This is a genomic window from Streptococcus mitis (genome assembly GCF_001579045.1).
Taxonomy (GTDB): Bacteria; Bacillota; Bacilli; order Lactobacillales; family Streptococcaceae; genus Streptococcus; species Streptococcus mitis_D.
On sequence record NZ_KQ970262.1, the window covers coordinates 26,169 to 35,206 of the forward strand.

The 9,038-nt window shown below is 40.4% G+C and carries 6 protein-coding genes; 1 reads left to right on the top strand and 5 read right to left on the bottom strand.

Features of this window, described 5'->3' with window-relative positions; genetic code table 11:
• Positions 1 to 12: 12 nt before the first annotated feature.
• Positions 13 to 3,267 carry a DEAD/DEAH box helicase family protein gene (locus tag SMIDD28_RS03140; protein ID WP_061424639.1) on the top strand — a complete coding sequence of 1,085 codons (3,255 nt, stop codon included), beginning with the start codon at positions 13 to 15 and terminating at the stop codon, positions 3,265 to 3,267.
• Positions 3,268 to 3,301: 34 nt separating this feature from the next.
• On the opposite strand, the gene SMIDD28_RS03145 is transcribed toward SMIDD28_RS03140, so the two are convergent.
• From SMIDD28_RS03145 to SMIDD28_RS03165, 5 genes are all read right to left on the bottom strand, one after another.
• Complete coding sequence (locus SMIDD28_RS03145; RefSeq protein WP_061424641.1) at positions 3,302 to 3,649, bottom strand: DUF6568 family protein; 348 nt, start codon at positions 3,647 to 3,649, stop codon at positions 3,302 to 3,304.
• Between the two features lie 111 nt (positions 3,650 to 3,760).
• Positions 3,761 to 5,479, bottom strand: coding sequence for a phospho-sugar mutase (locus SMIDD28_RS03150; RefSeq protein WP_061424643.1), 1,719 nt, complete (start codon positions 5,477 to 5,479; stop codon positions 3,761 to 3,763).
• 324 nt (positions 5,480 to 5,803) lie between these two features.
• Complete coding sequence (locus tag SMIDD28_RS03155; protein ID WP_061424645.1) at positions 5,804 to 6,730, bottom strand: Rpn family recombination-promoting nuclease/putative transposase; 927 nt, start codon at positions 6,728 to 6,730, stop codon at positions 5,804 to 5,806.
• Positions 6,731 to 6,941: 211 nt separating this feature from the next.
• Positions 6,942 to 7,817 carry an Rpn family recombination-promoting nuclease/putative transposase gene (locus SMIDD28_RS03160; RefSeq protein WP_061424647.1) on the bottom strand — a complete coding sequence of 292 codons (876 nt, stop codon included), beginning with the start codon at positions 7,815 to 7,817 and terminating at the stop codon, positions 6,942 to 6,944.
• Between the two features lie 192 nt (positions 7,818 to 8,009).
• The coding region (locus SMIDD28_RS03165) for an Rpn family recombination-promoting nuclease/putative transposase (protein ID WP_061425270.1) at positions 8,010 to 9,038 on the bottom strand (1,029 nt) is incomplete at its 5' end.

Sequence of the window (9,038 nt, forward strand, 5' to 3'; positions counted from 1 at the left end):
AAGGGAATACTTATGCCAGTAGAAATTAAAACAACTAAAGAAATTCATCCTAAAATCTATGCCTACACTACACCGACGGTAACCAGCAATGAGGGCTGGATTAAGATTGGTTATACGGAGCGTGATGTCAGACAACGGATTAAAGAACAAACGCATACAGCTCATATAGATACAGATGTTTTATGGACTGGAGATGCAGCTTATACGGAAGAACCTGATAAGGGAAAGACTTTTAAGGACCATGATTTTCACCATTTCCTTTCTTTCCATGATGTGGAACGTCGTCCTAAGACGGAATGGTTTTACTTTAATGGAACTCCTGAAAAATCAAAAAATCTTTTTGATAAGTTTGTTCAGCATGATTTGTCAGGTTATCAGCCTGGTCAAGGACAGGACTATACCTTGCGACAGGAGCAAGAAGAAGCAGTTTCTAAGACCTTAGCTTATTTCCAGAATCATCTAGGAGGTAAGTTCCTCTGGAATGCCAAGCCACGTTTTGGTAAAACCTTATCTACCTACGACTTAGCTCGACGGATGGAGGCTGTCAATGTCTTAATTGTAACCAACAGACCGGCAATAGCTAACTCATGGTATGATGATTTCGAAACATTCATAGCAGGTCAAACGACTTATAAGTTTGTTTCTGAATCAGACAGCCTTAAGAGTCGTCCAACCTTGTCACGAAAAGAATTTGTTGGTATTTTAGATGACGATGTAAGACAACTTGCTTTTATCAGTCTTCAAGACTTGAAAGGCTCTGCTTATCTAGGTGGAGAGCATAACAAACTTAAATGGGTTACAGATCTCCACTGGGATTTATTGGTTATCGATGAGGCTCACGAAGGAGTTGATACCTTTAAGACAGACCAAGCTTTTAATAAGATTCGACGGAATTTCACTCTGCATTTGTCAGGTACACCATTTAAGGCATTGGCCAAAGGAGATTTTACAGAGGATCAAATCTACAACTGGTCTTATGCGGATGAACAGTCTGCTAAATCGACTTGGTCTTCTGAGCAAGAAGAGGAAAATCCATATGAAACCTTACCTCAGTTAAATCTCTTTACCTATCAAATGTCTCAGATGATTGGTGAGGAGTTAGAAAAAGGTGCTCAACTGGATGGCGAAAATATCGACTATGCTTTTGACTTGAGTGAATTTTTCGCCACAGATGATAAAGGGAAATTTATCCATGAGCAAGATGTCAGAAATTGGTTAGATACTCTATCGAGCAATGAAAAATATCCATTTTCAACTAAAGAACTTCGAAATGAACTCAAGCATACTTTTTGGCTGTTAGAACGTGTAGCCTCAGCTAAAGCTTTAAAAGCTCTACTAGAAGAACATCCCATCTATGAAAATTATGAGATTGTGTTAGCTGCTGGCGACGGGCGTATGTCTGAGGATGACGATAAAGTCAAACTCAAATCCTTAGATTTGGTTAGAAAAGCGATAGCAGAGAATGACAAAACCATCACCCTATCCGTCGGTCAATTGACGACAGGTGTCACTATCCCTGAATGGACGGGCGTATTGATGTTATCAAATTTGAAATCACCTGCACTTTATATGCAGGCCGCCTTCCGTGCTCAAAATCCTTACTCATGGACCGATAACAAAGGAAATCACTTTCGCAAAGAAAGAGCCTATGTATTTGACTTTGCGCCGGAAAGAACCTTGATTCTCTTTGATGAGTTTGCCAACAACTTATCGCTTGCAACTGCAGGAGGCGGCGGGACTTCGACAACTCGTGAAGAAAATATCAGAGAATTACTAAATTTCTTCCCTGTCATAGCTGAAGATAGTGCTGGTAAGATGGTTGAAATTGATGCTAAGGCGGTTCTAACCATTCCTCGCCAGATAAAAGCTAGAGAAGTTCTTAAACGTGGCTTTATGTCCAATCTCTTATTTGATAATATCAGCGGTATTTTCCAAGCTAGTCAAACAGTTCTAGACATTTTAAATGAGCTGCCAGTTGAAAAGGAAGGGAAGCTTCAAACACCTTCTGATTTATTAGACTTTTCAGATGTTACAGTAGATGATGAGGGCAATGCAGTAGTTGACCGTGAAATTGTAGTTAATCAGCAAATGCGACTTTTTGGTGAAAAAGTCTATGGACTTAGTCAATCTGTGACAGATTTGTTCACTAAGAATGAGGATAGAACTCAAAAACAGCTGGTTAATGATTTGAGCAAGACAGTTTCTTCAGTGATTGTAGAAGATTTGAGAGGTGAATACAACCTAAAAACTCGGGAAACTGAGCAAATTAAGAAACAAATTACAGTAACATTTGAGAATGAAATTCGAAAAAATGATATCGAAAGAAAAATTTCTGAAGCTCATATCAGGGAAGAATTGCAGCAACAAATCAAGGAAGCGGTTGATAAGGAGCAAAAGGATAAGATTCAAGAAGATTTTGATAAACGTTTAGAAGAAAATAATCTCATTCACAAGGAAAAACTAGAGCAAACACTCAAAAAAGAAGTGGAAAAAATGCCTGAGAAGTTTATCGAACAGGTTGAGATAAAACGTGTTGAGCAGTTGAAACAATCAGCTCAAGATGAGATTCGTGACCATCTTCGTGGATTTGCACGAACAATTCCAAGTTTCATCATGGCCTATGGCAATCAATCTCTAACACTTGATAATTTTGATACCTTTGTTCCTGAGCAAGTCTTCTTTGAGGTGACTGGTATTACGATTGATCAATTTCGTTATTTGAGAGATGGTGGACAAGATTTTGCAGGACATCTCTTTGATCGAGCAACATTCGATGAGGCCATTCAAGAATTTCTCCGCAAGAAAAAGGAGTTGGCAGATTATTTTAAAGATCAAAAAGAAGATATTTTTGACTATATTCCACCGCAGAAAACCAACCAGATTTTCACACCTAAACGTGTGGTGAAAAGAATGGTGGATGGCCTTGAAAAAGAAAACCCAGGAATCTTTGATGATCCATCTAAGACATTCATTGATTTGTACATGAAGTCAGGTCTCTATATTGCAGAGCTTGTTAAGCGACTATATAATAGCGAAGGCTTGAAAGATGCATTTCCAAATTCTGAAGAACGCTTAAAACATATCTTAGAAAACCAAGTTTATGGATTTGCACCATCTGAGATTATCTATAACATCTCGACTAATTTTATCTTTGGAAATCTTTCTAATGATATCAGTAGGAAGAACTTTGTTTTAGAAGATACTATTCCAGCAGCTAAAGAAGGAAGAATCCAGGAGTTGGTTGATTCCTATTTTGAAAATAATTAAAAAGAAAGCGAATGTGCCTTCTTTTTTATATCTTTTACAATCCTGCGAAATCTTTGATTTCTTGTGCTGACATTGAAGAGTCGCAACGGACGTTGATTTGGCCATCTGCAACGTGAACGAAGCCTGGTACAGTTGGGATTCCATAGCGTGAGCGGAATGCTTGTAACTCATTGAGTTGGCTTGCTTCTTCACTGTTGATGAAGTAGATGTGGGCTTTGGTTTCAGCTACGACACCTGCCAAAGTACCTGCAAATTTACGGCAGTAAGGGCAAGTTTTACGACCGATAAAGAAGGTTGCAGTTTCTTTTTTATCAAGAGCTTCTTGCGCATGCGCAACTGTAGTGACTTCAAGGTCTTTGATATTATCTAAAAATTGTTCCATGAGATTACCTCGCTTTCATTGATATGTCTAGTATGCCATAAAGTTTCTAAAATTGCTTAGATTTGATACGAAAAAAAGATGAGATTGGTTTGTCTCATCTTTTATAGGATTTTATTTTACAAACGCATTGATTTCTGCTTCGATGTTAGCAATTTTAGCTTGTGATTCTTCGTTGGTTTCACCTACAACTGCAATGTAGAACTTGATTTTTGGTTCTGTACCTGAAGGGCGAACGGCAATCCATGAACCGTCAGCAAGTGTATATTTCAACACATCACTTGGAGGAGTTGTCAAGTTTGTAACAGTTCCGTCAGCAGCAGTAGCAGTTTGAGCCTTGAAGTCTTCTACGACAGTGATAGCTGTTGTGTTCCATTCTTTTGGAGCATTGTTACGGAATTTAGCCATAATTGCTTTGATTTGTTCAGCACCATCGACACCTGAAAGGGTAACAGAGATAGTTTTTTCTGCGTAGTAGCCGTACTCTTTGTAGATTTCTTCGATACCGTCAGCAAGTGTCAAACCACGTGAACGGTAGTAGGCAGCAAGTTCAGCAACGACAAGAACGGCTTGGATAGCATCTTTATCACGTACGAATGGTTTAATCAAGTAACCGAAGCTTTCTTCAAATCCCATCATGTATGTGTGATTGTGTTTTTCTTCGAATTCTTGGATTTTTTCAGCGATAAATTTGAAACCTGTCAAAACGTTGAACATGGTTGCGCCGTAGCTTTCAGCAATCTTCGTTACCAAGTCAGTTGATACGATAGATTTGCAGAGGGCTGCATTTTCAGGAAGAGTTCCAGCATTTTTGTGGGCTTCCAAGATGTATTTAGCCATGATGGCACCGATTTGGTTGCCTGAAAGGTTGAGGTAGCTACCATCTTTTTGAAGAACTTCAACACCAACACGGTCAGCATCAGGGTCAGTTGCGACAAGAACGTCTGCACCAACTTGACGACCAAGTTCTTCAGCAAGGGCAAAGGCTGCTTGGCTTTCTGGGTTCGGAGATTTTACAGTTGAGAAGTCTGGGTCAGCAGTTGCTTGCGCTTCAACGACTTGAACTGAGTCAAATCCTGCTTGAGCAAGAGCACGACGAGCCAACATTTCACCAGTACCATGAAGTGGTGTGTAAACAATCTTCATGTCTTTACCAAATTCTTCAATCAAGGCTGGGTTGATGTTTACGTCCTTAACCTCTTTAAGGTATTCTACGTCAACAGATTCGCCGATAACTTCAATCAAGCCTGAAGCTTTTTCAGCTTCCACATCAGCAACTTCTACCGCAAATGGGTTTTCAATTGCACGGATATAAGTAGTCAAAGCGTCCGCGTCGTGTGGAGGCATTTGTCCACCGTCTTCACCGTAAACCTTGTAACCGTTAAATGGAGCAGGGTTGTGGCTGGCTGTGACCATGATACCTGCGAAACAGTTGAGGTGACGAACTGCAAATGATAGTTCTGGAGTTGGACGAAGGCTTTCAAATACGTAAGATTTGATACCATGTTTAGCAAGAACTGCCGCAGATTCAAAGGCAAACTCAGGTGAGAAGTGACGGCTATCGTAGGCGATTGCTACACCGCGTTCTTTTTCGTTTCCACCTTTTGACTCAATCAAACGAGCCAATCCCTCAGTAGCTTGACGAACAACATAGATGTTGATGCGGTTTGTACCAGCGCCAATCAAGCCACGCATCCCTGCAGTACCAAATTCAAGATTTGTATAGAAGGCATCTTCCTTTGTTTTTTCATCCATATTTTCCAAATCTTGACGAAGGTAGTCAGGAAGCTCTGCAAAATCAACCCATTTCTGGTAATTTTCTTGGTAAGACATTAAAATTCTCCTTTATTTTTAAAACATTTAATCAGTTTGATTATATCATTTTTTTTAGTTTTAGTAAAACCTTATCTGCTTCGAAAATATCTTCAAACCAGGTCAGATTGAATTTTGGGTTTATATGATGTTGAGGCTAGGAAAAATTCAATCTCAGTAAAAAAGTAAGTCTTCTCATAATAAAACATTGATACCAAACGTTTTATTATGAGAAGACTTTTACCCAGCCTCTTTATACACAACCTCAAAACAGTGTTTGGAGTAATCTGTGACTAGATGTTTAGTTCCAAGAATGTCATCTTGACTAGATGGTTTTCTTGACCGTTATTGGTGATAATCTTCCAGCAATGCTTCAAATTCAGCCACAGTCATTACCAATTGCTGACTGGCAATCTCAGAAGTCAGCAGACCTTGGTGGACCATATCTAGGAAGGCAAAGAGTTTTCCACGTTCAAGTCCTTGTTCAATCCCCTCTGCGCGACCACGTTCTAAGCCCTTTTCCTCAGCTTGTTCCAAGGCATAGTCCTGTGCTAACAAGGCCTGTTCTTCGCGCATACGTAGTTGACTAAACATTTTTCTGTCCTCCTCGGACCAGCTCTTGTAGTCCAGCAGTTGGTCTGCTTGGCTGATGGCTCGCTCGGGTTGTTGAGTAAAGGGCTTGTTACCGAAAAACTCCAACCACGGTTTGCGAACCTTGTCTTTGCTGGTTTCTCTATATTTTTTTAGTTCCAAGAATGCCATCTTTACTAGATGGTTTTCTTGTCCATTAGTTGTGATAGTTAAAACCTCACCTGTCGTGTCCTCGCGCATGCTGAAACTGTGGAAAGCCAAGTCATCTGAGAAGTAGTTGCTATCCACGATTGCGATTGCGTAAACTGGTGCAATGTGTTTGTAACTTTGGTGTGTGTCACCTTCTCGTTGGCGAATTTTTTCTAGGTTTTGATTAACCTGACTGCACAGATACGCCCACAGGCGATTGATGAAAAAATTCTGATGATGGACTTGTATTTCGATGATAACTTGGGTTCCATTATCTAGTTCAGCCAAAACATCTATACTTGTATAGAAGTCCTGCGCCGAGTAGGGTAGAGAAGGCAAGACATGAATGTTGCTTCCCTCCAAAATGGTTACATTTTTTGCAGGTAAATCCAGCATATCGCGAATAAATTGACAAGTGATTTCTGGGTTGCTGAAAATCTTCTTAGCAACCAAATCATTAGTTGGGCTGATGCCCGGATGACGTACCGTCATACTTTCTCTCCTTTCATTATAGCACATTTTTTAATCTAGGTTTACTAGATTTGATGCTTCTATCTATTTATTCGGAAAAGAAAGGGAAAAGTCCAAACTTTCTTGAAAATAACAATACATTAAGTAAAAAAAGATAGCCAATCTCTTTTATATCAAGAAATTTAGCTATCTTTTTTAGTTATTTTCATATTGCATAAGGTTGACAGATTTCTCACTCATGTTTTTCCAACAATTCTTCAAACTCAGAGACAGTCATTCCCAATTGCTGACTGGCAACCTCGGCGGTTAAAAGATGCTGGCGAACGAGATTTACTAATCCTTTTTTCAGTCCTCTTTCCTCCGCTTGTTCCAAGGCATAGTCCTGCGCTAACAAGGCTTGTTCTTCTCGCATACGTAGTTGACTAAACATCTTCCTGTCCTCCTCGGACCAGCTCTTGTAGTCCAGCAGTTGGTCTGCTTGGCTGATGGCTCGCTCGGGTTGCTGGGTAAAGGGTTTGTTCCCGAAAAACTCCAACCATGGTTTGCGAACCTCGTCTTTGCTGGTTTCTCTATATTTTTTTAGTTCCAAGAATGCCATCTTGACTAGGTGGTTTTCTTGTCCATTGTTTGTGATGGTTAAAACTTCACCTGTCGTGTCCTCGCGCATGCTAAAGCTATGAAAAGCCAAGTCATCTGAGAAGTAGTTGCTATCGACAATCGCGATAGCGTATACTGGTGCGATGTGTTTATAGCTCTGGTGTGTATCGCCTTCTCGTTGGCGAATTTTTTCAAGATTTTGATTGACCTGACTACATAGGTAAGCCCACAGGCGATTGATGAAAAAATTCTGATGATGAACTTGGATTTCGATGATAACTTGCGTACCATTATCCAACTCCGCCAAGACATCTATACTGGTATAGAAATCCTGCACCGAGTAGGGTAGGGAAGGCAAGACGTGAATATTGCTTCCCTCTAAAATAGTTACATTTTTTGCTGGCAAGTCCAGCATATCGCGGATAAATTGACAAGTGATTTCCGGATTGCTGAAAATCTTCTTAGCAACCAAATCATTAGTTGGGCTGATGCCCGGATGACGTACCGTCATACTTTCTCTCCTTTCATTATAGCACATTTTTTAATCTAGTTTTACTAAATTTGATGCTTCTATCTATTTATTCGGAAAAGAAAGGGAAAAGTGCAAACTTTCCTAACAAAAAAGATAGCCAATCTCTTTTACATCAAGAAATTTAGCTATCTTTTTTAGTTATTTTCATATTGCATAAGGTTGACAGATTTCTCACTCATGTTTTTCCAACAATGCTTCAAACTCGGATACTGACATACCTAACTGCTGGCTGGCAACCTCGGAAGTCAGAAGACCTTGGTGGACCATATCCAGAAAGGCAAAAAGTTTCCCACGCTCTAGTCCCTGTTCAACGCCTTCTGCTCGTCCTTGTTCAACGCCTTCTGCTCGTCCTTGTTCAAGACCCTCAGCTCGACCACGTTCAAGACCTCGCTCCAGTCCCTGTTCAATACCTTCTGCACGACCACGTTCAAGACCACGTTCTAAGCCTTTTTCCTCAGCTTGTTCCAAGGCATAGTCCTGTGCTAACAATGCCTGTTCTTCGCGCATACGTAGTTGACTAAACATTTTCCTGTCCTCCTCGGACCAGCTCTTGTAGTCTAGCAGTTGGTCTGCTTGGCTGATGGCTCGCTCAGGTTGTTGGGTAAAGGGCTTGTTCCCGAAAAACTCCAACCACGGTTTGCGAACCTCGTCTTTGCTGGTTTCTCTGTATTTTTTTAATTCCAAGAACGCCATCTTAACCAAATGGTTTTCCTGACCGTTATTTGTGATGGTCAATACCTCACCTGTCGTGTCCTCTCGCATGCTAAAGCTATGAAAAGCTTGATCATCATGGAAGTAGTTACTATCGACAATTGCAATAGCATATACTGGTGCAATATGTTTGTAACTTTGGTGTGTGTCACCTTCTCGTTGGCGAATTTTTTCGAGATTTTGATTAACCTGACTGCACAGATAAGCCCACAGGCGATTGATGAAAAAATTCTGATGATGTACTTGAATTTCGATGATTACTTGTGTGCCGTTGTCCAACTCCGCCAAGACGTCTATACTGGTATAGAAATCCTGGGCCGAGTAGGGCATGGAAGGCAAGACGTGAATGTTACTTCCCTCCAAAATAGTTACATTTTTAGCTGGTAAATCCAGCATATCGCGAATAAATTGACAAGTGATTTCTGGATTGCTAAAGATTTTCTTAGCAACCAAATCATTAGTTGGGCTAATGCCCGGATGACGTACAGT

Bases quoted from the DNA above. Each gene is read 5' to 3' on its own strand.
- SMIDD28_RS03160 (WP_061424647.1), bottom strand. From the start codon at position 7,817: ATGACGGTACGTCATCCGGGCATCAGCCCAACTAATGATTTGGTTGCT.
- SMIDD28_RS03145 (WP_061424641.1), bottom strand. From the start codon at position 3,649: ATGGAACAATTTTTAGATAATATCAAAGACCTTGAAGTCACTACAGTT.
- SMIDD28_RS03155 (WP_061424645.1), bottom strand. From the start codon at position 6,730: ATGACGGTACGTCATCCGGGCATCAGCCCAACTAATGATTTGGTTGCT.
- SMIDD28_RS03150 (WP_061424643.1), bottom strand. From the start codon at position 5,479: ATGTCTTACCAAGAAAATTACCAGAAATGGGTTGATTTTGCAGAGCTT.
- SMIDD28_RS03140 (WP_061424639.1), top strand. From the start codon at position 13: ATGCCAGTAGAAATTAAAACAACTAAAGAAATTCATCCTAAAATCTAT.